This window comes from Lujinxingia vulgaris (assembly GCF_007997005.1).
GTDB lineage: Bacteria > Myxococcota_A > Bradymonadia > Bradymonadales > Bradymonadaceae > Lujinxingia.
In genome coordinates this window covers 55,005-80,060 of the sequence record NZ_VOSL01000013.1, presented here as the reverse complement: position 1 = coordinate 80,060, position 25,056 = coordinate 55,005, and the positions used below count along the sequence as shown (strand labels likewise).

At 65.5% G+C, this 25,056-nt stretch carries 23 protein-coding genes, 4 tRNA genes and 1 other RNA gene; 15 read left to right on the top strand and 13 right to left on the bottom strand.

The window, feature by feature from the left end:
- The first annotated feature begins 23 nt into the window (after positions 1-23).
- Positions 24-899, top strand: coding sequence for a hypothetical protein (locus FRC96_RS02715; RefSeq protein WP_146972494.1), 876 nt, complete (start codon positions 24-26; stop codon positions 897-899).
- A 93-nt stretch (positions 900-992) separates the two neighbouring features.
- Here the strand turns inward: FRC96_RS02715 and rnpB are convergent.
- The 3 genes from rnpB to FRC96_RS02700 all read right to left on the bottom strand — a co-directional run bounded on the left by rnpB (position 993) and on the right by FRC96_RS02700 (position 2,601).
- Positions 993-1,380, bottom strand: an RNA gene (gene rnpB, locus FRC96_RS02710) — RNase P RNA component class A.
- Between the two features lie 89 nt (positions 1,381-1,469).
- The gene (locus FRC96_RS02705) at positions 1,470-2,216 is read right to left on the bottom strand and encodes a zinc ribbon domain-containing protein (protein ID WP_146972493.1); all 747 of its coding nucleotides are present in this window, start codon (positions 2,214-2,216) and stop codon (positions 1,470-1,472) included.
- Between the two features lie 313 nt (positions 2,217-2,529).
- Positions 2,530-2,601, bottom strand: a tRNA-Ile gene (locus tag FRC96_RS02700).
- 510 nt (positions 2,602-3,111) lie between these two features.
- On the opposite strand from FRC96_RS02700, the gene FRC96_RS02695 reads away from it, so the two are divergent.
- From FRC96_RS02695 to FRC96_RS02675, 5 genes are all read left to right on the top strand, one after another.
- A tRNA-Val gene (locus FRC96_RS02695) sits at positions 3,112-3,184 on the top strand.
- A gap of 37 nt (positions 3,185-3,221) precedes the next feature.
- A tRNA-Asp gene (locus FRC96_RS02690) sits at positions 3,222-3,295 on the top strand.
- 50 nt (positions 3,296-3,345) lie between these two features.
- Positions 3,346-3,419: transfer RNA gene (locus tag FRC96_RS02685), tRNA-Asp, on the top strand.
- Between the two features lie 122 nt (positions 3,420-3,541).
- Positions 3,542-4,021, top strand: a complete 480-nt coding sequence (yidD, locus tag FRC96_RS02680; RefSeq protein ID WP_230469802.1) for a membrane protein insertion efficiency factor YidD — start codon at positions 3,542-3,544, stop codon at positions 4,019-4,021.
- A gap of 46 nt (positions 4,022-4,067) precedes the next feature.
- Positions 4,068-5,468, top strand: coding sequence for a hypothetical protein (locus tag FRC96_RS02675; RefSeq protein WP_146972492.1), 1,401 nt, complete (start codon positions 4,068-4,070; stop codon positions 5,466-5,468).
- Positions 5,469-5,475: 7 nt separating this feature from the next.
- Here FRC96_RS02675 and FRC96_RS02670 read toward each other — a convergent pair whose 3' ends face one another.
- Positions 5,476-6,015, bottom strand: a complete 540-nt coding sequence (locus FRC96_RS02670) for a gamma-glutamylcyclotransferase (RefSeq protein WP_146972491.1) — start codon at positions 6,013-6,015, stop codon at positions 5,476-5,478.
- A 74-nt stretch (positions 6,016-6,089) separates the two neighbouring features.
- Entirely contained in the window at positions 6,090-6,992 is a 903-nt protein-coding gene (gene rfbD, locus FRC96_RS02665; RefSeq protein ID WP_230469801.1) for a dTDP-4-dehydrorhamnose reductase, read from the bottom strand.
- A 140-nt stretch (positions 6,993-7,132) separates the two neighbouring features.
- On the opposite strand from rfbD, the gene FRC96_RS02660 reads away from it, so the two are divergent.
- Entirely contained in the window at positions 7,133-7,894 is a 762-nt protein-coding gene (locus FRC96_RS02660; protein WP_146972489.1) for an ElyC/SanA/YdcF family protein, read from the top strand.
- 240 nt (positions 7,895-8,134) lie between these two features.
- Positions 8,135-9,160: an ATP-grasp domain-containing protein gene (locus FRC96_RS02655; RefSeq protein WP_146972488.1), complete on the top strand. Its 1,026-nt coding sequence runs from the start codon at positions 8,135-8,137 to the stop codon at positions 9,158-9,160.
- Between the two features lie 125 nt (positions 9,161-9,285).
- On the opposite strand, the gene FRC96_RS02650 is transcribed toward FRC96_RS02655, so the two are convergent.
- From FRC96_RS02650 to FRC96_RS02635, 4 genes are all read right to left on the bottom strand, one after another.
- Positions 9,286-9,945 carry a sugar transferase gene (locus tag FRC96_RS02650; RefSeq protein ID WP_146972487.1) on the bottom strand — a complete coding sequence of 220 codons (660 nt, stop codon included), beginning with the start codon at positions 9,943-9,945 and terminating at the stop codon, positions 9,286-9,288.
- A 185-nt stretch (positions 9,946-10,130) separates the two neighbouring features.
- On the bottom strand, positions 10,131-11,243 hold the full coding sequence (locus FRC96_RS02645) for a NeuD/PglB/VioB family sugar acetyltransferase (protein ID WP_146972486.1): 1,113 nt from the start codon (positions 11,241-11,243) through the stop codon (positions 10,131-10,133).
- A 71-nt stretch (positions 11,244-11,314) separates the two neighbouring features.
- Entirely contained in the window at positions 11,315-12,355 is a 1,041-nt protein-coding gene (locus FRC96_RS02640) for an alpha-ketoacid dehydrogenase subunit beta (RefSeq protein ID WP_230469800.1), read from the bottom strand.
- 52 nt (positions 12,356-12,407) lie between these two features.
- Positions 12,408-13,421, bottom strand: a complete 1,014-nt coding sequence (locus tag FRC96_RS02635) for a thiamine pyrophosphate-dependent dehydrogenase E1 component subunit alpha (RefSeq protein WP_146972484.1) — start codon at positions 13,419-13,421, stop codon at positions 12,408-12,410.
- Between the two features lie 195 nt (positions 13,422-13,616).
- Between FRC96_RS02635 and FRC96_RS02630 the strand changes: the two genes are divergently transcribed.
- A complete protein-coding gene (locus FRC96_RS02630) occupies positions 13,617-14,903 on the top strand; it encodes a glycosyltransferase family 4 protein (RefSeq protein ID WP_146972483.1) in 1,287 nt (428 codons plus the stop codon).
- A gap of 15 nt (positions 14,904-14,918) precedes the next feature.
- Here the strand turns inward: FRC96_RS02630 and FRC96_RS02625 are convergent, their stop codons facing one another.
- A complete protein-coding gene (locus FRC96_RS02625; RefSeq protein WP_146972482.1) occupies positions 14,919-16,322 on the bottom strand; it encodes a TIGR01777 family oxidoreductase in 1,404 nt (467 codons plus the stop codon).
- Positions 16,315-17,841 carry a deoxyribodipyrimidine photolyase gene (locus FRC96_RS02620; RefSeq protein WP_146972481.1) on the bottom strand — a complete coding sequence of 509 codons (1,527 nt, stop codon included), beginning with the start codon at positions 17,839-17,841 and terminating at the stop codon, positions 16,315-16,317. The genes FRC96_RS02625 and FRC96_RS02620 overlap by 8 nt, the downstream gene beginning before the upstream one ends.
- 238 nt (positions 17,842-18,079) lie before the next feature.
- Here FRC96_RS02620 and FRC96_RS02615 point away from each other — a divergent pair, with 238 nt between their 5' ends.
- The 3 genes from FRC96_RS02615 (at position 18,080) to FRC96_RS02605 (ending at position 20,806) form a co-directional block, all read left to right on the top strand.
- The gene (locus tag FRC96_RS02615; protein ID WP_146972480.1) at positions 18,080-18,295 is read left to right on the top strand and encodes a dodecin; all 216 of its coding nucleotides are present in this window, start codon (positions 18,080-18,082) and stop codon (positions 18,293-18,295) included.
- A 63-nt stretch (positions 18,296-18,358) separates the two neighbouring features.
- On the top strand, positions 18,359-18,628 hold the full coding sequence (locus tag FRC96_RS02610) for a hypothetical protein (RefSeq protein ID WP_146972479.1): 270 nt from the start codon (positions 18,359-18,361) through the stop codon (positions 18,626-18,628).
- A gap of 51 nt (positions 18,629-18,679) precedes the next feature.
- Entirely contained in the window at positions 18,680-20,806 is a 2,127-nt protein-coding gene (locus FRC96_RS02605) for a two-component system sensor histidine kinase NtrB (protein ID WP_146972478.1), read from the top strand.
- A 37-nt stretch (positions 20,807-20,843) separates the two neighbouring features.
- On the opposite strand, the gene gloA is transcribed toward FRC96_RS02605, so the two are convergent.
- Positions 20,844-21,239, bottom strand: a complete 396-nt coding sequence (gloA, locus tag FRC96_RS02600; RefSeq protein ID WP_146972477.1) for a lactoylglutathione lyase — start codon at positions 21,237-21,239, stop codon at positions 20,844-20,846.
- A 254-nt stretch (positions 21,240-21,493) separates the two neighbouring features.
- On the opposite strand from gloA, the gene FRC96_RS02595 reads away from it, so the two are divergent.
- The 3 genes from FRC96_RS02595 to FRC96_RS02585 are packed head-to-tail and all read left to right on the top strand — an operon-like array spanning position 21,494 to position 23,768.
- The gene (locus tag FRC96_RS02595; RefSeq protein ID WP_146972476.1) at positions 21,494-22,372 is read left to right on the top strand and encodes an NYN domain-containing protein; all 879 of its coding nucleotides are present in this window, start codon (positions 21,494-21,496) and stop codon (positions 22,370-22,372) included.
- Positions 22,373-22,392: 20 nt separating this feature from the next.
- A complete protein-coding gene (locus tag FRC96_RS02590) occupies positions 22,393-23,187 on the top strand; it encodes a thymidylate synthase (protein ID WP_146972475.1) in 795 nt (264 codons plus the stop codon).
- A 2-nt stretch (positions 23,188-23,189) separates the two neighbouring features.
- Complete coding sequence (locus tag FRC96_RS02585; RefSeq protein WP_146972474.1) at positions 23,190-23,768, top strand: dihydrofolate reductase; 579 nt, start codon at positions 23,190-23,192, stop codon at positions 23,766-23,768.
- Positions 23,769-23,783: 15 nt separating this feature from the next.
- On the opposite strand, the gene FRC96_RS02580 is transcribed toward FRC96_RS02585, so the two are convergent.
- Positions 23,784-24,734 carry a CHRD domain-containing protein gene (locus FRC96_RS02580; RefSeq protein ID WP_146972473.1) on the bottom strand — a complete coding sequence of 317 codons (951 nt, stop codon included), beginning with the start codon at positions 24,732-24,734 and terminating at the stop codon, positions 23,784-23,786.
- Positions 24,735-25,056: the final 322 nt, after the last annotated feature.

Sequence of the window (25,056 nt, the reverse complement as noted above, 5' to 3'; positions counted from 1 at the left end):
GGTAAAGGTGAATTGAGGTCGAGATGTCTGTGGTTCAGCGGCATGCCAGTGCGGTCTTACGGAGCGTGAAGCCACGTCGGCTGGGGCTGATGATGGCGTTGCTCCTGCTTGTCGCCTGCGATCGTTCTGCTGATGCGCCCGTCGAAGAGACTTCTCCGACCTCGGGTGAAGAGGCATCCGGCGATGATCTTTTGATGCCCGAGGCCGAAGAAGGGCAGGGCGGTTTCGCCTTCGACGAAGATCTGCTGCTGGAGGGCGCCGAGTCGTTGAGCGAGCAGGCCCCCCCGGCCGAATGTGTGGGCGCCACCGAGGAGGAGGCCCGCGCCGAGTCGCATCCGCGCATCCTCCGAGGGTTGGTGCTTGCTCCGCAGGGTAAGTTTGCCCGTCACTCCGACCTCCTCGAACTCCTGATCCCCTCCGCGCACGCTGCCCCGCTGGAGGGGGAGCTCCCGGTGGCCGACGCCCGCGTCGCGCTCTATGAGGGCGATGCACGCGGCGAGCCGGTTGGCGAGCCGCTGATCGAGACGGTGAGCGACCGCGCGGGTCAGTGGTGCGTGCGCCTCCCGGACGATGCCGAGTTTGGTCCGCAGCTTTTGCTCGTCGCCAGCGCCGGCGAGCATCGGCTGCGTCGCCCGGTGCTGCACGCCAATGACCTGGATCTTTACTCCCAGCCCGAAGCTCTGATGCGTCTGCTCGTCGAGGAGGGGCTGACGTTGGATGCGATCTCGACGGCCTCCTACCTCAACCTCGACGTGATGGCGCAGAGCGCGGTCGACCTCATCGAACCGGTGCAGGTCGAAGGCACAAGCGGGCTGGAGAGCCTGCTGGCGCGCCTGCATAAAACGATGGCCGACGACGCGCGGTTGAGCGAAGCCATCGCGCGCCTCTATGCCGAGTGAGCCGCAGCGGCCTTGAACGTCTCGGGCATCGCTCGTCGCTTAAGAAGACGCAAAAAAGCCCCCGACGCCATCTGGCTGCGGGGGCTTTTCTCGTCTCGCTTTAGCGCGATAAGCCGGGTTTTGTCCCGCGCTCAAGGCGCGGTGACGGTCATTCATCTAGGCCTTACGTTGCCATAAGGCTCAAGCGGTTACCTGAGGCCGCGGGGCGGGCACCCCGGAGCGCTCCAAAAGGGCGCTCAGCCTCTGTTTACCTTGCATCGGGTGGGGTTTACCTGGACGAGCGACGTCACCGCCGCCCCGGTGAGCTCTTACCTCACCTTTTCACCCTTACCGCGCTAAGGCGCGCGGCGGTATCTCTCTGTGGCACTCTCCCTGGGGTCGCCCCCGGTCGGTGTTACCGACCACCCTGCCCTGTGATGCCCGGACTTTCCTCCCGCCGCCCCTCCGAGGAGGCGCGACCGGCGACCGTCTGCGCTAAAGCGAGACGAACCCGGAGGTAACCCCCCGGGTTCATCTTTTCAACCTGAAACCACCGGCGAGGTGGATTGGGTCGCGCTTCGACGGCTCAAATCAGGCTTCCATCGCGTCGGAAGCCGACGACTCGCCCAGCGCATCTTCCCAGAAGTAGAGGATGCGGTTGCAGCTCGGGCAGATCTCGAGCGTGTTGCCACGCTGAACCTCGATGTACTGCTGGGGCGGAAGCGCCATGAAGCAGCCTTCGCAGTGGCCGTTTTTGCAGGCCACGACCGCAAGGCCGGGGCGGCGGCTGCGGATGAAGTCATACTTGTGAATGACGCGCTTGGAGACCTGACCGCGGGCCTCTTCCTGACGGTTGGTCAGCTTGTTGATGATCGCGTCGAGCTCGGCCAGGCGCTTCTCGGCCTCGGCCTCATCGGCGGCGATGCCTTCGCGCAGCTGAATGATCTTATCTTCTTTCTCTTTGATCGACTCCTGGGTCGACTCGATGACTTCCAGAAGGTGCAGGAGCTCCTCTTCGGTCTGCTCGCTGGACTTCTTAAAACTCTCGATCTCTTTTTCGACCGCGTTGTACTCTTTGGTCGAGCCGATGTCGCGAAGACGCTTCTGACGCATGGTCAGGTTTTCGTTGATCTCTTTGAGATCGTCTTTCTTCTGCGACTGAAGGGCACGAATCTCTTCGAGCTCTTCTTTCTGAGAGTTGAGGTCGTCGACGAGCTTGTCCAGGAAGCCGGTGTTTTCCTGGATGCGTCCTACGATCTCTTCTTTCTTGGTGGTGATCTCGTCGAGCTCCAGGTCGATGTTCTGAAGTTCTCGAAGAAGGGCCAGTTGTTCTTTCAAAATTCACCTCGCCGAGTGATGGGTGCCCAATAGAAAAGCGCCTGAGCGAAGGCTCAGGCGCTTTCTTGGAGCGGTGGACATGTTCGTGAAGTTGGTGCGGGGCTGCGTCGGTTGGAGCTGTCGCGCGTAGGAGCGGCGTCCCGCCGCCAGGAGGAGGCGTCGGGAGAGGCCCCCTCGATGGAGGGCGGTGGGTTTTGAGCGCGCGACGAGCTGCATGATCTCCTGTCAACCTGACGTCTGACGCGACCCTGTACAGGACACCTCGTACAAGATGTCCGGGTCACGCGTGTTTGCCCGAGCAAAGTCGGGCGAGTGGGCCCACCTGGGTTCGAACCAGGGACCAGCCGGTTATGAGCCGGCGGCTCTACCACTGAGCTATAGGCCCAGGTAACCGGGCCAGTGAGGCCCATGTCGTGCGTCGAACGAACCTTCAGCAGGGGGTCACTATTTCGATCCTGCAAGGCCTGCAGCGGTAATTCCTGCGCCGCAGCAGGCCAAGTGTCATAACGAAAGGGCCCCCGGGGTGCAAGCGGCTTTTCGACGACGTCCCCCCTTCAGGGAATATTTGAAAGGTCCATAAGTGTCTGGATTTATTGATAAATAACCACGTGAGCGCGACTTTTTAGCGCCTGGTGTCGAAAATTTTAAGCGCGTACGATCCCTGCGACGAGGGGTGTTTGGGGCGATCTTCAGCGCGCGATCTTCCGATGTCGCCCGGGGCCCTGGAGGCTAAGTCGAGGGCTGCACGGCGTTTTTTTGAGGAGGCGATGAGGACCCGAAAAAAAAGATGTGCGCAGGTGCATAAACGCCTTGACGACCTACCGACCCTCTCATATTGTCCGGCTCCGCTTCGAGGAGAAAGGGTTTACACCCTGACCCCGAGGCCTCCTGAAACGGGCGCATAGCTCAGCTGGGAGAGCGGCGGCCTTACAAGCCGTAGGTCACAGGTTCGAACCCTGTTGCGCCCATCGAAGGCTGTAAGGTTGTTTGAAAAGTAGGAACTACGGGGTAGTAGTTCAGTTGGTTAGAATGCCGGCCTGTCACGCCGGAGGTCGCGGGTTCGAGTCCCGTCTACCCCGCTCACTTAACGCAAGTTAGGTGACGCAACGCACGAAAATTTGAGAACTACGGGGTAGTAGTTCAGTTGGTTAGAATGCCGGCCTGTCACGCCGGAGGTCGCGGGTTCGAGTCCCGTCTACCCCGCTCTTCGAGAGCCACCCACGTTTGTGGGTGGCTTTTTGCGTTGGGGTGTCGGTTGACAGCAGGCGGTGCACGCTCGCAGAGTGGGCCGGCGCGCAGCGCGCGCGCCTTTTATGGAGGTGTCGATGTTCCGCCCCCCGACAACTTGGACCGCCATCGCGGCGCTGGCGCTGACGCTGCTCTTGAGCGCGTGCCAGAGCACGCCGAGCGCAAAAGCGGGCGCGACCACCTGGGCCACGGCAGGCGGGATGCCGGCCGGAGCGGTGGCGCGGGCGTCGATGCCCGAGGGCGGTCCGCCCGGCTGGGATGAGGGCGGAGGAGGCGCAGCGGCGTCGAATTCGGGGATCTTCACCACCGCCTACCGCCTGTATTCGCGGCATCTCACCGCGGTCGATGGGCCGCGCTGCGAACATCGTCCGACCTGCTCGCGTTATGCCTATGAGGCCGTGCAGCATCACGGCTTTCTGCTGGGCTCCTGGCTGGCCGTCGATCGTCTGATGCGCTCCAACAGCTCCAGCGTCCTGCGGCGCCTGCCGATCGAGAAGATCGAAGAGGGCTCCGTCTACTACCGCGATCCGATCGACGATAATGACTTCTTCCTCTAACCGGGCCCACATTATAAGGGGGGCATATCGCCGCCGAGGCGTGGCGTTGCTGCTGCTGATGGTGCTGGTCGCCGGGGTGGGGTGCGCCGACTCGGAGCCGACGCCGGCCACGGTGCCGCTGCGGCCGCTGGTGTATACCGAGCATCCCGACCTCACGCCGGAGGGGGCCTCGGTGCGTGAGGGCCGCCTGCTGCGCCAACTTCGTCAGGGTGCCGAGCTCAGCGGGGGGTGGGGTCGGCTGGAGGCCGAGGGCGCGCGCGAGATGCCGCTGATCTCGGAGGGCGAGGCGCTCGGTGAGGCGATCTTCGAGGCGCTGACCACCCGCGATGAGGCGCTCTGGGATCACCTCTTCATCGCGCCCGAGAGCTACGTGCAGCTCGTCAACGTCAGCCCGGAGAAGGCCCACGAGTTTGTCGATGTGCAGATGGGCGGGGCGCTTCAGACCTGGGAGATCTTCACGCCGACCCGCAGCTCCGAGGGGGCCGACGGGGGGCTGGGAGAGCTTCTGGAGCTGGAGGGGCTGGAGCTTGGCGAGGGGCGCACGGTGAACGGACCGGTCGCCAGAGAGGATGAGCGCGTGGTGCAGCACTGGGGCAATGTGCTGCGCCTGCGCTATGCCGAGGCCGACGTGGTCTTTGAGCTGCGTATCTCGCGCATCTTCCGCGTGCCCTCACCGCAGGATCCCACCCGTGAGGTGCTCGTGCTGGCGTCGCCGGTGGAGGCCGACCGCCGCCTGCGCACGCTTGTGGCGCTGGGGCTGCACCTGAAGCCCGAGCTTCTGCGAAGCCGCGAGTACCCCTTCCCACTGAAAGAAGGGAACTTCTGGAGGTTTCGTCGCTACAACCGAGCGCTGGGTCAGGAGGAGGTGGATCCGCTCGATATCGCCATGGGCGGGCAGGCCGCAGCCGGTACCCCGCGCAGCCCCGAGGTGGTCATGGAGGTGCTCGGTGTGGAGCAGTATGGCACCTGGCGCCTGGTGCATGTGATGCGTTCGTATGAAGACGCCGATTTTACGCGGGCGCACGAGCGCTGGGTGCTCACCCCGCGGCGCATCTACGTGTGTGATACGCGCTGCCAGGCGCGCATCGACGACCTGAGTTACCTGCTGGAGTATTTTGAGTACCAGGTGCCGATCTTCAGCTTCCCGCTGGAGCCCGGCCAGGGCTGGGGGCGCGCGGGGCTGGCGGCCGGTGAGGAGGAGGGCATCTTCGTCGTCGACGCGAGCTGGCATAACGTGGAGACGCCCGCCGGCGGCTTTGTGGGCACGTATGCCATTGAGGGGACCGGGCCGCTGACGCAGTCGAGCCCGTACTTCCGACTTCCCGGCCAGCGCCGTTATTTTGCGCCGGGGCGAGGGGTGGTGCGCCGTGAGCTGCGCGAGCCGGACGCGCGGGGCAACCTCATTGAAGTCGTCGAAGATCTGGTGGAGTACCGCATCATGCCCTGAGTCGGGCTCAGCGTGAGGGATCGTCGAGATGTTGGCGCAGGGCGCGCTCGATCGCGAAGACGTGAGGATCGTCGGCGCCCTCGGCGCGCAGGGCTTCGGCCAGGCGCAGCACGTACTCGGTGTTCGGGCCGCTGGGGCCGTGGCTCTGCAGCACCTGGTGGGCGATCGCCTCTATCGGGGCCTCCCCCAGGTAGTGGGGGTTGTCGCGGGTGGCGAGGTAGACCAGCGCCTCGTCGATCAGCGGGGCGTCGTGCTCGGCCGAGAAGATCGGCAAGAGATGGCGCTCGTAGCCGCCCTGCTCGCGCACATCGAGCTCGCCCAGGACGCGCGCCTGCTCGGAGGCGCCGAGCTTAAAGGCCACGCCAAAGGTGGAGGCCCGGGGCTCGGGGAGGAGGGTGACCACGCGTCCCGGGGCGTCTGGGACACCTCGATGGTCGGGAGAGCCCTGGTAGAAGACGCGACGAAAGCCGTGAAGGATGCCGGGCTGACGCGCCTCATAGGCAAAGCCGGGGCGCCATATCAGCGAGCCGTAGCCGAAGATCCACATCGTGAACAACCGCGTAAGAGAGGGGGAAGGGCCGGCGTTATCGACGACGACGCCAGCCTGTGTCCCCCAGACTTTTAAGGCGCTGCGGGGCGATGTCCAGCGTCGGGTCGCAGCTCATCGAGCAGACGCTGGCCGTGGGTGTCGAGGAAGGCGGCGAGCTCGGCGTACCAGTCGCCGACGGTGTCGAGGCCGAGGCGTTTGAGCTCGCGGTTCTCCAGCACCGAGTAGGAGGGGCGGCGGGCCGCCGCGCCCCAGCTCACCGAGTCGACCGGCCGAAGGCGAGGGCGCAGGTCGAGGTGGTCGAAGAGGGCGCGGGCGAAGTCGAACCAGGAGCACTGGCCCTGGGCGGTGGCGTGGAAGATACCGAAATCATCGCGCGTGGACAGGGCGATGGCGACCTCGGCCAGGGTGCGGGCGGGCGTGGGCGTGACGATCTGGTCGTTGACGATGGCGACCGGCTCGGGGCCCTGTCCGACCCGCAGCATCGCGCGCACGAAGTTGGGGTGGGAGGGGCCGTAGAGCCCGCAGCTGCGCATCACGATGGTGCGCGGGTTATGCTGCAGCGCCAGGCGCTCTCCCAGAAGTTTGCTGCGCCCGTAGACCGAGAGCGGGTTGGGGCGGCCGTCTTCTTCGATGGGGCGTCGGTGGCCCTCGCCGAAGACGTAGTCGGTGGAGAAGTGCACCAGGGTGATCTGGCGCTCGGCGCAGGCGTGGGATAGAAAGCCCACGCCCAGGGCGTTGGTGCGAAAGGCGGCCTGGGGCTCGTGTTCGGCGCGGTCGACCTGGGTGAACGCGCCGGCGTTAAAGACGCGGGTGACCCCCGGGTAGCGCGTAAGCGTCGCCTCAATGCTGTGGGGATCGTCGAGGTTGCACTGCTCCAGGTTGACGCCCACGGCCGCTTCGCCTCGGGCTTTGAGCGCGGCCATAAGTTCGCTTCCCAGCTGCCCGGCGCTGGCAATGACGATGGTCGAGACCATAATCTCCCCCCTCCTCAAGATGATGGTGACAGCGCCCCTCGCAGACTCGAAGAGCATAAGATGAACCTAAACACCGTGTGGCCAACCTCCCAGCCTCGCCGCTCCGCCGGCGGCCAGGCAGACACCTTTGAGAGGTCGGCATGGTTGTGATCAAGCGGGCGTTTGCGATGTTCCTGCTGCCCCTGGGGATGGTCGCCGCGCTCACGATGGTGGGGCTTGTGGTGTGGTGGCGCTGGCCGCAGAGCCGTCTGGGCCCTCTGCTGATCGTCGCGGCGACGGCCGGGCTGCTCTTTGGCAGCTGCTCGCCGGGGGCCAACCTGATGCTGCGCCCGCTGGAGGAGCGCTACCCGCCGCTGCTTCAGGTCGACGCCCAAGAACTGGCCGGGGTCGACTACGTGATGGTGCTGGGGGCGGGGTTTGTCGACGATGATCGTTATCCCCTGGTCGCGCAGATTCACGAAGAGGGCGTGATGCGCCTGGTCGAGGGCATCCGCATCTTGCGACAACTTCCCCACGCGAAGCTCGTCGTCAGCGGGGGGACGCGCCGAGAGGGGCGCACCAACGCCGAGGCCACCCGCCAGCTCGCCATCGATCTGGGGGTGGCGCCGGAGCGCATTTTGATGGCCAAGAGCGCGCTGGACACCGCGCAGGAGGCCGAGGGGTTTGAGGCGATGGCCGGCTCCGGGGCGTCGTTGATTCTTGTGACGAGCGCCTCGCATATGCCGCGGGCGATGCAGCTCTTTGAGCGCCGCGGGCTCAACCCCATCGCCGCGCCCTGCGCGCATCGCGTCATTGAGGGGCAGGGCGGCGGGCTCTGGCCCAATGCCACCCACCTGCGCAAGACCGAGCGCGCGCTCTACGAGTGGGCTGGCCGGCTTTTTGTGAGCCTGGGCGGAAGTTAAGCGCAGGCGGCTGGCTGGTGATGAGCTCGGGGGTGTTTATCATTGTTGAAGGCGCCTCCTTCAGGTCTCTGCGACCGGCGGGGCGCGCTGCCTGAATCCGAAGGCAGGGGGCACGTTCAGACGCCGTTGGGCGCCGGTCTGCAGCTCTGCTCATCATGGTCGGGCCTTTGGGCGAGCATCTTCGCCCTCATTCGTATGTGTTCTGGGGGGGCCCGGGCTATTGCCAAGGGAGGACGTCGCATGAAGGTGCTCATCACCGGTGCCGGCGCGCTGCTCGGACAGGGGATCATCCGGGCGCTACGCGCTACCACGCTCGACGCTACGCTCATTGCCGTTGACCCGAGTCCGCTGGCTGCGGGCCTTTACTGGGCGCATCGCGCGCATCTGGTGCCGCTGGCCGCGGACCCGGAGTTTTTGCCGCAGTTCGAGGCCATCCTCGCCAGCGAGTGCCCCGATGTGGTCCTGGTGGGCACCGATGTGGAGCTTCGGCTGCTCGCCGCCCATCGCGCCCGCCTCGAAGAGACCTACCATACCCGGCTGCTCATCAGCCCCGAGCAGGTTGTGGCGATCGCCGAAGATAAATGGCGCACCTACGAGTTTCTGCGTGATCGCGGGCTGGGGTGTCCTGTTTCCGCGCTGCCGGCCGATGTCGAGCACCTCATCGACGCGGTGGGTTTTCCGCTCATTGTAAAACCGCGGGTAGGATGCCGCTCCGTCGGTGTGCACAAGGTCAACGACCAGGCCGAGCTGGAGCGCGCGTTGATGCTCGAGCCCGACGCTATCATCCAGGAGTGTGTCGCCACTGCTTTTGACGAGTACACCGCCGGGGCGCTGGTCTTTGAGGGGCGCTGCGAGGCCTCAATTGTGATGCGTCGCCTGCTGCGCGACGGCAACACCTACCAGGCCTTTGTGGCGCCCTATCCCGAGCTCAACGCCCAGGTGCGCGAGATCGCCGAGGCGCTGGGAGCCTTTGGGCCGGTCAACGTGCAGTTTCGTCTCGACGCGGGGCGCGTCAAAGTCTTCGAGATCAACGCCCGCTTCTCCGGGACCACCCCGTTGCGCGCCTGCGCGGGCTTTAACGAGGTGGAGATCGCGCTGCGTCATCTCCTCTACGGTGAGCCGGTGGTGCAGCCGCCGGTGCAGTCGATGACGATCCTGCGCCACTGGGCCGAGACCATCGTCACCGAAGATGTGGCGCAGGCGACCCAGTCGCAGCTCTCACCAGGGCTGGTCGGGATGCGTGCCGCGCTGGGGATCCTCTGGTGAAATGAGCGCCGGGCACTGACGGGTTCACCCGCAGGACGTCCGGCCGCGCAAGCACCCACGCCGCGAGCCATTGAGGCTGCGGCGTTGTGTTTTTAAGGGGCTAAGTGTTTGATTTTTAAGGTGAATCAGGCACCCTTTTGTGCCGGGTCGGCCTCGTTGCCGGCGGCAGGATCGGCGTCCTCATTGCCCATGAACTCGGGCATGGTCGCGTGCCCGCTCTGGCTGATGCCTTCGCGGGCGAAGACCTTGCCGACGGTCCCCAGCAGGATCTTCAGATCGAGGGTGAGCGAGCGGTGGTCGACGTACCAGACATCCAGGGCAAACTTCTGATCCCAGCTCAGGGCGTTGCGCCCGTTGATCTGCGCCCAGCCTGTGACGCCGGGTCGCACCTCGTGACGACGCGCCTGCTCGGGGCTGTAGCGTGGCAGGTAGCGCATCAGGAGCGGGCGCGGCCCCACAAGGCTCATCTCGCCACGCAGCACATTGATCAGGGTGGGGAGCTCATCGAGGCTTGTCGAGCGCAGAAACTGCCCCACCGGGGTAATCCGGTTCGCCTCGCTGCCGATATCATCCTGGCCGGGGGCCGAGAGGCGCATGGTGCGAAACTTGATCAGCTCGAAGGGCTCGCCACCGAGCCCGGGCCGCTGCTGCCGAAAGAAGATCGGTCGGCCCATGGTCACATACACCGCTGCCGCGCTCGCAGCGAGCACCGGGGCGGTGGCGACAAGCCCGGCGCCGGCGGCGACGACATCCATGGTGCGTTTGAGGTGGTCGTACAGGGGCATGGGCGCTCCTCAGCAAAGGGTCGGGCAGGAGGGTAGCGTATCTTGCGCGGTGAACAAGAGGCAGGGGTGTGAGCTGCTCGCCAGGCGCGGCTCTGTGACGTGAGCCTGGACCATGCAGGGCTGCGCACGGAGAAGGGCGGCGCGGCGGGCCCCGCGTTGCGACACGCCGCCGCGCCGCGCAGCGTTCAGCGCTCGCCGGCGCGCACTACGCGGGAGTCTTCGAGGTCCTGGAGGATGTGTGAGCCGTTGCCTACGACCACATCGGCACCCACGCGCACCCCCAGGAAGATCGTGGCACCCATGCCCACCACAGACCGGGGGCCCACCTGGACCCCCCCGGCCAGGAGCGCGCCGGGGGTGAGGTGAGCGTGATCATCGACGACGCAGTCGTGGCTGACGACCACATTGCTGTTGATGATGGTGTTGTCTCCCAGGCGCACGCAGGAGCTGACCACAGCGCCGGCAAAGATCTGGTTGCCCTGGCCCATCTGCGCCGACGACTCAACGGCGGCGCGCGGGTGAATGAGGTTGGGCATCAAGAAGCCCTCGCGTTTGAGGCGAGCGAAGAGCTCGGCGCGGAGCGCGTTGTGGGTGACCGCGCCGACGCCCAGGGCGGCCAGGCGCACGCCGCGCTCGCGCAGCCCGGCGAACATCGAGGCGTCGCCCAGCACCGGCACCCCAAGCAGCTCATCGGGGCGGTCGGGGGCGTCATCAATGATGCCGATGATGCGCAGATCGCGACGCCCTTCGCGCACCATATCGATGACCACGCGGGCGTGGCCGCCGGCGCCGTAGATCACGATGGCGTCTCCGCTGCCTCCCACCTCGATCTCGGCGTGGTCTCGGGCGGCTTGATCGCCTGGCGCGCGCAGCGCGCCCTGGCCCTGGCCCAGGTGCGCGAGGATATCGCGCTCGGTGAGGATGCCCTCATGGGGGATCGTGCGAAGATCGACCTCATACTCGCTGGCCAGCGCCGCGGCGCGGCGCGTGGCCCGGGGAAGATCCCCATCGGCCTCGGCGCCGGCGCTGGCCTGCGTCGCAGAGAGGTGCACCGGCTCGTCGGCCGTTTCCGTCAGCGCGCAGAGGGGCTGACCGACCTTTGCGCGCTGGCCTTCGCGCACCCCCAGCGCGCGCACAAAGCCGTCGACGGGGGCTTCCACGTCGGCGGTGGCTTTGGTGGACTCCAGGGTGCAGAGCACCTCACCGCGCTCAACCTCCTGGCCTTCTTCGACATGAACTTCAACGACCTCCACTTCATCTTCGTTGGCGTTGAGCATCGGGATGTGTAGCCATTCCATGGGTGTCCTCAGTGCAAAACATCAGTGGGGTCAGCGGGGCGGTGCGCCTGAGATCAAGACCGGTTTGGGACTCAGCCTGTGGCGCTTCGCGAGGAAGATGCCGGCAGAACGCGGCGCATCGCTTCGAGAAGATCGCCAACATCGGGAAGGGTCGCCGCCTCCAGCGCCGTGCTGTTGGCGATGGGGAGGTTGAGCGCGGAGACGCGTTGCGGCTGGGCGCGCAGCGCCGCCCAGGCCGCCGCCGGTAGCGCGCTGATCACCTCCGCGCTGAAGCCGCCGGCGCCGGGCGACTCTTCGGCCACCACGAGGTGTCCGCTGCGCGCGACCGATTGCGCGATGGCATCCATCTCCAGAGGTTGAATGGAGGTGGGCACCACCACCTCGCAGTAGCGCTCATCTTCGATGAGCAGGCGCTCGGCCGCCTCGACCGCCAGCTCGGCCATGCCGCCGTAAGCGACCAGGGTGAGGTCGGCGGTCTCAAAGCCCCCGAAGCTCAAGCTAACGCTGGGGTAGGGGCCCGCGCTGATGCGCGCCGCCATCGCCTCACACCGCCCCCCCTGAATCGGGCGCTGGCGCCGCGCGTACATCTTTTTGTTCTCCACAAAGAGCACCGGGCGGCGGTCGTAACGGGTCGCCGTCTCCAGCAGCTGACCGCTGTCGACAAAGGGGTTGGTGGCCACGATCGCCAGGCCCGGCGCGCCCAGAAAGTGCTTCTCCAGGGTCTGGCTGTGGGTGGGGCCGTAGCCGCGCCGCCCGCCCATGGGCAGGCGCACGACCAGCGGCACATCGACCTTCTCGTTGTACATCCAGGCGTATTTGGCCCCGTGGTTGATCAGCTGGTCGGCGGCCAGGAGCACAAAGTCGCCGAACATGATCTCGACCACCGGCAAGAGCCCACCCATGGCCATGCCGATGGCCACCCCCACAAAACCTGCCTCCGAGATCGGGGTCGTCCACACCCGATCTTCAAAGGCGGTGGAGAGCCCGCGGCTCACCTTGAAGGCCCCGCCGTAGGGGTCGAGAAGATCTTCGCCGATGAGATGCACGCGCTCATCCTCCTGCATCATGCGGTGCATCGCTTGATTTAATGACTCCAACACGGTCTGACTCATGAGCGGCTCCCGGTTCGGGTAAACGATTCGCCTGGCTGGCTTTGGCGCGGCCTCAGCTCTGGGGGCCGGGCATCCCGCGAAGGAGAGGATCATCGAGCTGATCGACGGAGGGCTGAGGCTGGGCCTCGGCTGCCTCAAAGGCCTGCTGAAGCCTGCGCTCGACGGCCTGCTCAATAGCGGCGGCGCGCTCTTCGCTGACGCGCTGACGCTGCTTCGGTAGCGGGTCGTCGGCGCGCCTGGCCTCGATCTCTTCGGCGGGGCGGTGATCGTCGCTGCGAGAGTGGTGGCAGAGGCGGTAGGTGTGGATCACCTCCAGCCGGGGGCGCACGCTCTGGCGAACCTCCTCCACGATGCCCTCAAAGTGGTTGTAGATGGCCTCGGCGTCGGTCGATTCGATCTCACCCGCTTCGAGCCCGAAGGCGCGCGCGCGCTCCAGCATCGAGCCGGCCACCTCCCGGTAGCTGGGCGTGGATTGGGCCCAGCCGTTATCTTCCAGCACCACCAGAAGGGGGGCACCCCACAGGCTGGCCATGTTCAGGCACTCATAGAGCACGCCCTGGCCCAGCGTGCCGTCGCCAATGAAGACCACCGCCACCGCATCCTCGCCACGCACTTTTTTGGCGAGCGAGAGCCCCAGGGCGCCGGGCACAATGCCCCCTTGAATGCCGTTGGTATAAAACCCCCCGTCGCAGATGTGCTGGCTGCCGCCGCGCCCACCCACAAGCCCTCCTGAGCGCCCCATCAGCTCGGCGGCCAGCGCCTCGGGCTTGTCGCCCCAGACCAGATAATGACCGTGGCAGCGGTGGTTGCTGAAGACCACGTCGCCGGCGCGCAGGTGGTTGATCACCCCCACCGCATCGGCCTCCTGGCCGATGTAGGCGTGGGTCGTGCCCACCAGCAAGCCTCGATCAAAGCGCTCCAGAAGCTGCTCCTCAAAGCGGCGGATCAGGCGCATCTGAGCGTAGAGCTTCTCGCTATGCGGGCCCTCCATCTGCGCAAAACGCGCCCGCGGATCGATGCGCTCCTCGTCTCGTTCAGGCTGCCCCTTTCGCTCTGCTGCGACCATCCTCTCCCCCTTATGGCTTCCCTGTGGCTTCGGGCAACGAGAGCCTGCTCTCGTCCCCCGTCTCCTCGCGCGGCCAGGACCGCGTGACGACCCTGCAGTGCGACTCAAACCAGGGCGCTCATCCGCGATACAGCTGGCGAAACGCCCCCTCTCCAAACCTCTGCTCCGCCTGCGCGCTGGCGAGGAGACGTGCGGGTGGTCTGCGCCCCCCGCCCTCTGCTACGCTCCTTAACGCTGCGCACCCCGGGCACCTCCACAGCACCGCGCTTCTGCGCTGCACCGCCGCGCCACAGACCCCACCTCCATCTCGACCTTCTGGCGCCCATGACGCTCGCCATCTTCATTCACGACAGCATTTTCTACCCTCACGCCGGCCAGATGTGGGCCCCCGGCGCCCCCGATCGCGCGAGCTGGGAGCCCTACCTGGAAGTCTTCGACCGGCTCACCGTCGCCGGCCGCCTGCGCCCTGCCACCCCGCCACCGGGAGCCTCCCGCGCCGACCGCCCCGGGGTGAACTTCGTCGCGCTCCCCGATCTGGCCAGCCCCACGCGCTGGCTCACCCACATGCCCCATGCCCTGTGTCAGCTCGACGCGCTCATCGCCCCGGCCGATCTGGTCATCGCTCGCACCAGCGTGCTGGGAAACCTGGCGGCCTTCTGCGCGCTACGCGCTCAAAAGAACCTCGTCTTCGAAGTCGTCGGTTGCCCCCTGGGCGCCTACTGGCATCACGGCTCAATCTCCGGAAAAATCTACGCACCTCTGGCCGCCCTTCAAACCCGCGCGCTGGCCGCCCGCGCCCCTTTTGTGCACTACGTCACTCGCCACTACCTCCAGCGCCGCTACCCCAGCAAGGGCCGCACGCTGGCGCTGAGCGACGCCCGCATCGAGCCCCCTTCCCGGGCGGGGCTGCGCAGCCGCCTGGCCCGCATCGACGCCGGGGGAGCCTCTCCGGCGCGTGTGGGCATGATCGCCGCCTACGATCTTCACTACAAAGGCCTCGACGTGCTGCTTCAGGCCACCGCTCTGCTCCCGGAGCGACTGCGCCCCTCGCTGCATATCGTCGGCAGCGGGGATCCGGCCCCCTGGCTGGAGCGCGCCCGAAAGATGGGCCTCGGGGGACGGCTGCACTTTGAGGGCGTGCTCCCTCGCCGGGACGTGTTCGACTGGCTCGACACCCTTGACCTCTACGTGCAACCCAGCCGCGAAGACGCGCTCCCCCGCGCGGTCGTCGAGGCCCTCTCCCGCGCGGTTCCCACCCTGGGGAGCAGCGCGGGGGGGCTGCCCGAGCTTCTGCCCGTCGACGCGCTGCACCCACCCGGTGATGCCCGGGCGCTGGCCAGCGATCTCACCCGCTATCTGACCGAGCCCACCCTCCTGCGCGCCGCGGCGACGCGGGGCGTTGAGACCGCCCGGGAGGTCGCCGACCCCGCCAGAGCCGCGGAACATCACGACTTTTTGCGTCGCGCCGCCGGCCTCGTTTAGGGCTGCTCGCCAGGCTCAGCCCTCGCTTCCTCCTTCGTTTGTCACCCCGAACTTCATCTCCAGAGCCGCATCGAGCTCCGGATAGTAAAACTCAAAGCCGGCGTCGATGAGGCGGCGAGGCGCCACCCGCTGGCTGGCCAGCGCGGTCTCGCGTGCGGCGTCGGCGCCGAGGATCGTCTTGACCGCCGCGCCGGGCACCGGCATCAGCTTCACACCGCCGAGCACCCGGGCCATCGTCGCCATCACCTCGGCGTTGGTCTGCGCCCGGGGCGCCACCAGGTTGACCGGCCCCTTAAGCGCGCGGCCCCCTTCGTCGGCCATCAGAAAGAGGATCGCGCCGAGCACATCGTCCAGGTCGATCCAGCTCATAAACTGCGCGCCGCTCCCGATGTGCGTGGCGCCCCCGAGCTTCCGGGCGCGCCGAAGCTCGGCAAAGGCACCGTGGCGCGGGTCGAGCACCTGCCCGATACGCAGATGCACGGTGCGCACCCCGGCGTTCTGCGCCGCCTCGGTGGCCGCCTCCCACCGCTGGCACACCTCGGCCAGAAACCCCTCGCCGGCATCCGAGCTCTCATCGAGGGCCTCCTCGCCGCGATCGCCATAAAAGCCGATGGCGCTCGCGCTCAAAAAGACCCCGGGCGGCGTCTTAAGCTCGGCCAGGGCCCGGGCCAGCGCCCGCGTTCCGTGGGAACGACTTTCGTCGATGCGCCGCCGCTTCGCCGTCGACCACCGCTCTCCCAACACCGGCTCGCCGGCCAGGTGCACCACCGCGTCGAGCCCTTCGAGTTTGTGGTGCTCCACCTCTCCGGTGTCCACCGACCAGGCGATCTCGTCGGGAGCCATCGCGCGCCGCCGCACGATCTTCAACACCTCATGACCGCCGGTGCTCAAGAAGGCCACCAGCGCGCGCCCGATGGTGCCGGAGCTGCCGCTCACCGCCACGCGCAGCGGTGTCTGAGAGAGCGCCTGATGCCGCCGAAGATCATCGCCGGTGCGGCGGTGGCGAAACGCAAACATCGCCTCCACCAGATCTTCGGCAAAACGTCCGCCGAAGAAGCTCCCCAGCGCGCCCATCGGCAGGGCGTAGTCGACCTCATCGATCAACAGGCTCTGCTCCGGGCCCAGATCTTCAAAGCGGTGGGTGTGTCGCCAGCGTTTAAAGGGGCCGCGCACCTGCTCGTCCACAAACTGGCGCCCCTCGATATGATCGCGGTGGTGGGCCTCCCAGATCACGCCCACCGGGCCCTGCTGAATGCGCATCACCTGGCGAGCGCCGTCGGCGATGCCGCCGCTCTGCTCCAGCACCTCGATCGACTCCCAGGGGGGAACCAGGCGCTCAAAGGCTCCGGGCCGCGCGTGCCAGTCGTAGAGCTTGAGGGCGCTGACGGGGTAGCCGGTGCGGCGGCTGAACTCAGGCATCTTCGACCTCGGCGGCCCAGCGCTCAATGTAGCCGTCGACCTTCATCTTGCGACGCGTGCTGTCGGAGGTCATGTAGCGAATCTTGCCAAAGATCTCGCGCTCCGGGCCCCAGGCGCGGTCGTAGCGACCGAGCACCCAGAAGATGCCGCTGTAGGAGTTCGGGTCGCGGCCGTCGATGGCGTAGCGGTTGTTGAGCTCGATCATGATCGCCAGCGCTTCCTCCGGTGACTCGCTCCAGTGAAGGATCTTTTTGCCCCAGAGCATGCGCAGGTAGTTGTGCATCACCCCGCGGTGGACGAGCTCCATCTGCGCGGCGTTCCAGAGCTCGTCGTGGGTGTGGCCGGCGGCGAACTCCTCCAGCGTGTAGAGGTGCTCGCGCGCGTCATCGCGATGCTCCGCCAGCGTCTGCTGTGCCCAGTCCGGCAGGCTCTCATAACGGTCGTAGCCCTCGGGGTCGAAGACGCAGCGGTTAAAGCCGACCTCCCGCCAGCTTAAGAGCTCGTCGAGAAAGCTCTCCGCGCCGGGGCTCATCCCCCAGAAGCCGGCGCGTTTGCTGGCGTGTTTGGGGTTGGCGTCCGAGGGGCTCCACCCCTCCCGCTCGGCCACCGCTCGAAAGATCGCGTGGGGGCTGATGTGACCAAAGTGCAAATAGGGCGAAAGTCCGCTGGCGGCGCCGTCTTCCACCTCGTTGCGATCGTCGGTGTAGCGGTCGAGCCGCCAGTCCACAAAGGTCTTAAGACGCTGCTCGGCCTTCTCCCAGCCCCCGCGAAGTTCTTCGGAGGGGGCAATGCTATGGTCGATGGGCAGGGCGGCCAGCGCGTCTCGATCGGCGCTCAAGAGCGACTCATCGGCCCGGGGCCAGCGCGACTCGATCGCCTCGCCCAATCCCTCGATCGCCCGCAGCGTCACACCTTCAAAAGGCGCCTCGCGCGGGAAGTCGTCGACCCAGGCGTCGAGGTTTTTGTGCAGGAAGCGGCGAAAGTCGTAGGCGCGCGAGAAGATCGTATCGGGCAGGCGCATCGGCACCACCCCGTTGGAGTCGACGAGCTCCAGGCGCACCGCGATCTTCTCGGCGGCGGCCCGATGCATCTGCGGAAGGAAGAAGGCCGGGTAGTCGTCGCTGACGATCACCGCGGCGCGCTCGGCCAACACCTCAATAAGCCCTGTGCCCGGCGCATCCTCGCGCTCCACAAAAGGGTAGTAGAGCACCGGTGCGCCCTCAAAGGCGTCGGCCTGGGCGGCCATGCCCTCGAGCACAAAGGCGTGAAAACGATCGCAGGCCCAGCGGTAGCCGTGGCGCAGCGCCTCAAGCACCACCAGAGGCTTCTCCAGCGCTTCGGCCAGGGCCACCGCGCGATCCAGGGCGAAGTTCCAGTGGGGGCGGCGATGGGCCACCATCCAGTAGAGCACAAACTCTCCCTCTTCGCGCACAGGGGCGTCGTTGATCGCGCGGATGCGGGTCGGCGGCGCGCCGCCGGCGGGCGCGTCGGAGTCGCGGGATGAGGACGGCGTCGACATGGTCACCTCAGAGGTCATTCAACATCACAGAGACGAAAACAAAACCCCGCCATGCGGGGAGGTCGCGCCAAGTGTCGCCACCTGCACAAAAAAGCAAGTCTCCGCGACGAAGAGAATTTGGCGCTGGCCATCTCCGGTGATGTGCGCAGGTTCTGCCCCACACTCGAGGGCCGGCCCGCAGGGCGCATCGCTTTTGCTGGCGCGGCCACAGACGACTTTTTCTTGAAGGAGCTCCCTCATGAGCGAACATGTGTATAAGGTCATTACTCTCGTCGGATCCTCGCCAGATGGCATCGAAGCAGCCGTGGATAACGCGCTGAAAAAAGCCGGGGAATCGGTGCGCAACATGCGCTGGTTTGAAGTGAAGGAGACCCGCGGTCACATCACCGACGGGTCGGTCGCCCATTACCAGGTTAAGGTCGATGTGGGCTTTACCCTCGACGAGTCGAGTTGATTTTCGGTAGATCGGGGGCGGCGCCATCGCGCGCATTCACGACGTCCGCCGGCGGAGGGACCGATGTCCGAAAACTACAGCAATCGTCATAAAAAACGCGTGGTGCAGGAGGGCGTGCGCGCCCTCAAAAACAAGCCCGGCTGGGACGTTGAGAACTTCGTCCCGGCCAGCGCCCGCGCGCAGGAGCGGCTGATGGAGCTCGATCAGCAGTCACGCGACGAGAAGGTCTACGACCAGGCACAGCGTTGCGAGGGTTGCGAGGCTTTGCGCGAGCGCAGCGGCGACGCCACCGCCCTCTGCGAGACCCACCTGGCCGAGGCCATGGGCTTTTAAAGGCAGGCGCTTCAAACCATCGAAGGGGGATCTGTGTCGGGGGAAGGGGCGGTGGACGACGCATCACGAGGTCAACTCAGCACAGGCGCGCGCGCGGGGCTCTTCGCCCTGGTCGCAGCGCTCTGCGTTCTCCCGCAGATCCTGACGGGGCTGGGCATTCGCGTGGCCGCCAGTCGCGTCGATGAGGTGTTGACCGACGTCACCGACCTCAATGCGCTGCGAGCTACCCCGGGCTCCCACCGCCTCCATGAGTTGATGCTGGAGGTGAGCATCTACTCGGCGCTGGAATGGACGGTGGTCTGTCTGACGCTGGCGACCGCCATCCTGGCCGCGTCGCGTGCGCGCTTTCAGCCCGACGCGGTGGCAGCCATGATCGCCGCGGTGGGGTTCTGGGCGAGTTTTGTTACCGCGTGGCATCTTCTGGCGTTTTACGGGCTCTTTGAGCAGGTGGTCAGCCCGCCGGAGTTTCTCTTTTACAACTGGACGATCTCGCAGACCCTCACCGCGGCGATCCTGGTACTGGCGAGCCTCTGGGCGATCTTCGTACGTCGCCACCGCCTCCAGATGTCGGAGCGCCTGCGCCGCGCGGCGCTTGTGACGACCGCCCTGATCCTGGCTGCGCTGGCGATTGTGTGTGTCAGGCTCACCGCCGCCTCCACGAGGCTCCCTCTCGATCTCTCCCCGGGGCAGCTGCTCTCACGACCGATGGATCTTCCCGCGCTGCTGCTTTTTGCGCTCCTGCTTTTGGTGGTCTTTCCATGGGTGGATCGGGTCTACCGCAGCGTCTTCTCCTTTGCGCTCTGGCTCAGCGCGCTGCCCTTTTTCGCCAGCCAGCTTTACGCAGCGCTGGCCTCCGAGGCGCTCTACGACCCGGGTTTTCTGGCCTCCCAGGTCACGCGAACCGGCGGGTTCGCGATCATCTTTCTGGGGCTCGTCTGGCATTACAATCAGCTCTGCGTCGAAGAGGTCGCGTTGCGCGAACAGGTCAATGAGCGCGAGCTGAGCACGCAGATGCTGATCAACAACGCAGTCGAAGCCATTATCGTCTTCGACGACACCATGGCGATCAAAGAGTGGAACCCCAGCGCCGAAGCCCTTTGGGGTATCTCGCGTGATGAGGCGCTGGGACAAGCGTTGTTGGAGTGCATGACGATCGATACAGACAGCTTTGATCTTCCCGCATATCTGGACGGAGTGATCGCTGATCCCGGTGGGGCAGCGTCGTTTCAAGTCCATCCGGCGAGGGTGCGCGATGGGCAAGATGAAGCCTGGATCCCGGTCGAGTACACGATCGTGGTAGCGCCTTCGCAGCCTGAGCCCATGTTTCTGGCGCTGATTTGGGACGTCTCCGAGATCACCGCGATGCGCGAGCGCATCGCCCAGGTCGATCGTCTGGCCGCAGTTGGCACCCTGGCCGCCGGCGTCGCCCACGAGATCAACAACCCCCTCTCCTACATCACCAGCAACATCGTCTTTGCCCGCGAGGTGCTTGAGGAACTCCCCGAGCTCCTGGCGCTGCCGCCGGACGAGCGGGCCAATGGCGCCGGAGAGCGCCTCATCGAGCACCTCGACGAGCTGCAACGCTCCCTGGAGGCGGCGCAATCCGGCAGCGAGCGCGTCGCCCACATCGTGCGCGACATGCTCTCCCTCTCGCATCGTACCGAGATGGACGAGGCCGAGATCATCGACCCGATGGAGGCCATCGAGGCCGCCATGCGCCTGACTCGCGCGCAACTCAACCATCGGGTCACCCTGCGCACCGACTTCAAGCCAACCCCGTCTGTCGTCGCAGATCCTTCACGGCTGACGCAGATCGTGGTCAACCTGCTCATCAACGCCCTGCACGCCGTCGAAGATCTTCCCGAGGAGCGGCGCACCATCACGCTGCGCCTCTTCTCCCACGACCTTCAGGTCATCATTGAGGTCGAGGATCCGGGGCATGGCGTGCCCGAGGAGCTGCGCGAGCGCATCTTCGATCCCTTCTTCACGACCAAAGCTGTTGGCGAGGGCACCGGCCTGGGGCTCTCCCTCTCGCGCTCGATCGCGCACGAGCTCAAAGGGCAACTTCGTCTCTGCCCCTCCCGTCGGGGGGCGCGCTTTCAACTCAGCCTGCCCGCGCACTCCGGCGATGCGCGCCGCGACGCGCCGCCCTCGTCATCGGCCCCGGCCCCGCCATGATGAGGATGAGCCTGGCGAGGCCGCGGGATCGGCGGGCTCATCCGCCCTGGGTGCCCAGCTCAATCAGCTCGACCTTATAGCCGTCTGGATCTTCGACAAACGCGATCACGGTGGTGCCGTGCTTCATCGGGCCGGGCTCGCGCACCACCTTGCCGCCGGCGGCTTTGATGGCGTCGCAGGTCGCGTAGATGTCATCGACACCCAGCGCGATATGCCCGTAGGCATCCCCCAGATCGTAGCTCTCGCGGTCCCAGTTGTAGGTCAGCTCCAGCGCCGGGTGCGTCGACTCGGGGCCGTAGCCCAGAAAGGCCAGCGTGAACTTGCCTCCCGGGTAGTCTTTCTGGCGCAGAAGCTCCATGCCCAGAACGTTGGTGTAGAACTCAATGGAGCGCTCGAGGTTTCCGACGCGCAGCATGGTGTGCAGTATTCGCATGATGGTCTCCGGGGGCATAAGAAGGTCAGTATCGGACCTCGCCACGGCGCCGAATGGACGCATCACAGGTGGCGAGGGCGGCGCGGAGCCTAAGCACGTCAGCGCGCGGCGACAAGCCCCCAAACGCTTCAAGGCTCATCGGTGCGCCGCGCGCAGAGGTTGCGCCTTAAGGGGCTCATCCGTTAGGCTGCGGCGCAGACGCGCCGCTTTTTAAGCTGTTTTGTTGATACAATTTTCCCCAAGGAACACCCTTTATGGACGCACCTAATATCGCGATCTTCGCCGACTTTGAGAACGTCGTCATCGGCGCCAAAGACGCGAAGTACGACGACTTCGACATCCACCTCGTGCTCCAACGCCTGCTCGATAAGGGCAACATCGTTGTCAAAAAAGCCTACGCCGACTGGGACCGCTACAAGTCCTCCAAAAAGCCGATGCACGAGTCGGCCTTTGAGCTCATTGAGATCCCGCATGTGAGCTACTCGGGCAAAAACTCCGCCGATATCCGCATGGTCGTCGACGCCCTGGACCTCTGCTACACCAAGGCCCACGTCGACCTCTTTGTGATCATCAGCGGGGACTCCGATTTCTCGCCGCTCGTCAGTAAGTTGCGGGAAAATAACAAGAAAGTGATTGGCCTGGGGGTCAAGAACTCCTCCTCGGATCTGCTCATCGAGAACTGCGATGAGTACATCTTCTACGACGATCTGGTGCGCGATAAGCGCAAGTCCAAGAAGGCCGAGAAGAGCAAGAGCCGCGACCGCAGCAGCGCGAAGTCGCGCAGCACGAGCAGCTCCGCGAGCAGCAGCTCCAATGGTGCCACCGAGAGCACCCCGAAGTCGGCGCCGGCCCCTCAGCACACCAAGGCCGATGAGGTCGGCTCCAAAGAAGAGGCGCTGGACCTGGTGCTCGACACCACCGAGTCGCTCTTCCGCGAGCGCGATGAGAACGTGTGGGGCTCGATGGTCAAGCAGACCATCAAGCGCAAAAAGCCCCACTTCTCCGAGACCTTCTACGGCTACCGCAACTTCAGCGATCTGCTCGAAGACGCCGAAAAACGCGGCCTGCTGGAGCTTAAGAAAGACGAGAAGTCCGGCGGCTACATCATCCTGGGCTTTGGCCCTCAGGCCTGATTTTTGCGCGAGCCACGACCATGCAAGCCTACCTCGATTTGATGGCTCACGTGCTGGAGCACGGCACGGTGCGCGACGATCGCACCGGCACCGGTACCCGGGGCATCTTCGGCCACCAGATGCGCTTCGATCTCTCGAAGGGCTTTCCGGCGGTGACCACCAAGAAGCTGCACTTTCGCTCGATCATTCATGAGCTCTTGTGGTTTCTGCGCGGCGACTCCAACATCGCGTATCTTAAGGAAAATAAGGTGCGTATCTGGGATGAGTGGGCCGACGAGGAGGGCAACCTCGGGCCGGTCTACGGGGTGCAGTGGCGCTCCTGGCCCACGCCCGACGGGGGGCATATTGACCAGATCGCCCGCGTCATCGAGCAGCTGCGCCACAACCCCCACTCGCGTCGTCATATCGTGAGCGCCTGGAATGTGGCCGATGTGGAGTCGATGGCGCTCCCCCCCTGTCACACCCTCTTTCAGTTCTATGTGAGCCAGGGCCGGCTGAGCTGCCAGCTCTACCAGCGCAGCGCCGACATCTTTCTGGGGCTGCCCTTCAACATCGCGTCCTATGCGCTTCTGACCTCGATGGTGGCGCAGGTCGTGGGGCTCAAACCCGGCGACTTTGTGCACACCCTGGGCGACGCGCACCTCTACCTCAATCACATCGAGCAGGCGCAGCTGCAGCTGAGCCGGGAGCCGATGGCGCTCCCCACCCTCTGGCTCAATCCGGAGATCACTGAGATCGACCAGTTTACCTTCGACGACATCCGCATCGAGGGGTACGCGTCGCACCCCACGATCCGCGCCCCGATCGCGGTCTGAGCATGGAGATCGTGCTGATCGCCGCGCTGGATGAGGGGATGGCCATCGGAGGCCAGAACGATCTTCTGTGGCGGCTGCCCGATGATTTTGCGCATTTCAAAAAACGCACGCTGGGCCGCCCGGTGATCATGGGCCGAAAGACCTTTGAATCGCTGGGAGGTCCGCTCAAAAAGCGCCCCAACCTGGTGCTCACCCATAACGAAGAGTATGAGGCCGAAGGCGCCGAGATCTTCCATGATCTCGACGCGGCGCTCGACGCGGCGCGCCAGGTCCATCAGGCCGATGAGGCGATGATCGGCGGGGGCGCCACCCTCTATGAGGCGACCTTGCCCGTCGCCGACCGCTTGATCCTCACCGTGGTGCATGACCGCCACCAGGGCGACACCTTCTTCCCCGCCTTTGAGAGCGATCAGTGGGTGGTGGAATCAGTGGAGCATCATCCGAAAGACGCGCGTCACGCGCTGAGCTTTACGATCGTCGAGCTCGTGCCGGCCTCCGATGCGCCGGCGCGCCGGGATATGCGCAGAGTGAAAACGCCGGGAGCAGAGCTCCCGGCGATCTTGCAAAACCTCAACCCTTAACGCGCATCAACGCGATCAGAAGGGGGGATCTTCGGTGGTCGGGTCGCGGTCGTCCATCACATCATCCCAGATCTCTTCAAAGAAGTTGCGATCGTCGTGGTTGATGTCGGCACGGACCTCCCCGTCGCGGTTATCTTCGGTGATGACATTGACGTAGAAGTCACCCGACTCCATCTCGAGTGTCTCCGCGGTGCTCAGCGTAGCGGTATACCAGAAGCGCACGCTGTCCTCGTCGATCATCTCGTAGTCAAGGTTGAAGAGCAGCGGGCCGGTGTCTTCATCGTCGTCGGTGTCGTGCAGGTTAACCGCACCGCCGTTGATCTCGACGAGTTCGCTGGTGAGATCGTCGACCACGCCGCTGATCACCACCGTGTTGTCACTGCGTAGAATAGCCCACATCCAGCCTTCGGCGTCGCTATCCACATCGTGGGGCTGGGCGTCCGTGGTGAGCATCAAGCCCCAGGAGTCGTCGAAGATCGAGACGTCAGGAGCCGACTCATTGAGCTGCGCGCGCAGCTCGCCATCGGGGTAGGCCGCGCTGTGCACGGTGATGTAGTAACGCCCGGCGCGAAAATCCTGGACCTGGTCTTCGGTCAGATCGATATTCTCGGAGAAGCTGCCGCCGCGATCGTCGTCGTCAACCTCCACATCGAAGGTAAAGAGGCTGCGGGCGGTCTCCTCATCGGTATCTTCCCGAAGATGCACCGCGCCGCCGCCGAACTCGCGCAAGTCGGCGACGAGGTTGTCGAAGTCGCCTTCGATGCGCAGGGTGTCATCGTCGTCGAGGGCGACGTCGATGTCGCCGGTGCCGGTGGAGGCGACCACCGGCTCCATGAAGTCGCCGGCCAGCGCGCTGGAGTAGCTCAGTGTGACGTCATCGGTGGGATCGAGCTCGGTGCCGCAGCCCCACTGCAGGGTCGCCGCCGCGCCGATGAGGGAGATGCTGATCCATCGCATCGTTCTCATAGTACTGCTCCTTGGTTGGTACGGCCTGCGTCGGTGCTCGGTCCTCCTTAATTAAGGAGGGCCTCGCTCCCTGTGGCAGCCGATGATCAACGCGGATCGCCAGGCGGAGTCCATCCGGCCGACGAGGGGACGCGTTGAAGTGCGAATAGTGTGAATTTCGACATTGATTGAGGATGGTCAATGATGGGCAGAGGGAGGTTTGGCCATCGCGTGACCGCCGGCGACGGGCCGGGCGAAGTTGTTGCGCCCTCGCAGGTGCGCCGATACACTGCGGCGAGCCTGGCGCGGATGTGCGCTGCGCCCGCTTGGATTGAACGCGCCC

Coding starts and splice junctions, on each gene's coding strand:
- FRC96_RS02715 (WP_146972494.1), top strand. CDS start 24: ATGTCTGTGGTTCAGCGGCATGCCAGTGCGGTCTTACGGAGCGTGAAG.
- yidD (WP_230469802.1), top strand. CDS start 3,542: ATGTTCCGCCCCCCGACAACTTGGACCGCCATCGCGGCGCTGGCGCTG.
- FRC96_RS02670 (WP_146972491.1), bottom strand. CDS start 6,015: ATGTGGATCTTCGGCTACGGCTCGCTGATATGGCGCCCCGGCTTTGCC.
- rfbD (WP_230469801.1), bottom strand. CDS start 6,992: ATGGTCTCGACCATCGTCATTGCCAGCGCCGGGCAGCTGGGAAGCGAA.
- FRC96_RS02660 (WP_146972489.1), top strand. CDS start 7,133: ATGGTTGTGATCAAGCGGGCGTTTGCGATGTTCCTGCTGCCCCTGGGG.
- FRC96_RS02655 (WP_146972488.1), top strand. CDS start 8,135: ATGAAGGTGCTCATCACCGGTGCCGGCGCGCTGCTCGGACAGGGGATC.
- FRC96_RS02650 (WP_146972487.1), bottom strand. CDS start 9,945: ATGCCCCTGTACGACCACCTCAAACGCACCATGGATGTCGTCGCCGCC.
- FRC96_RS02645 (WP_146972486.1), bottom strand. CDS start 11,243: ATGGAATGGCTACACATCCCGATGCTCAACGCCAACGAAGATGAAGTG.
- FRC96_RS02640 (WP_230469800.1), bottom strand. CDS start 12,355: ATGAGTCAGACCGTGTTGGAGTCATTAAATCAAGCGATGCACCGCATG.
- FRC96_RS02635 (WP_146972484.1), bottom strand. CDS start 13,421: ATGGTCGCAGCAGAGCGAAAGGGGCAGCCTGAACGAGACGAGGAGCGC.
- FRC96_RS02625 (WP_146972482.1), bottom strand. CDS start 16,322: ATGCCTGAGTTCAGCCGCCGCACCGGCTACCCCGTCAGCGCCCTCAAG.
- FRC96_RS02620 (WP_146972481.1), bottom strand. CDS start 17,841: ATGTCGACGCCGTCCTCATCCCGCGACTCCGACGCGCCCGCCGGCGGC.
- FRC96_RS02615 (WP_146972480.1), top strand. CDS start 18,080: ATGAGCGAACATGTGTATAAGGTCATTACTCTCGTCGGATCCTCGCCA.
- FRC96_RS02610 (WP_146972479.1), top strand. CDS start 18,359: ATGTCCGAAAACTACAGCAATCGTCATAAAAAACGCGTGGTGCAGGAG.
- gloA (WP_146972477.1), bottom strand. CDS start 21,239: ATGCGAATACTGCACACCATGCTGCGCGTCGGAAACCTCGAGCGCTCC.
- FRC96_RS02595 (WP_146972476.1), top strand. CDS start 21,494: ATGGACGCACCTAATATCGCGATCTTCGCCGACTTTGAGAACGTCGTC.
- FRC96_RS02590 (WP_146972475.1), top strand. CDS start 22,393: ATGCAAGCCTACCTCGATTTGATGGCTCACGTGCTGGAGCACGGCACG.
- FRC96_RS02585 (WP_146972474.1), top strand. CDS start 23,190: ATGGAGATCGTGCTGATCGCCGCGCTGGATGAGGGGATGGCCATCGGA.
- FRC96_RS02580 (WP_146972473.1), bottom strand. CDS start 24,734: ATGAGAACGATGCGATGGATCAGCATCTCCCTCATCGGCGCGGCGGCG.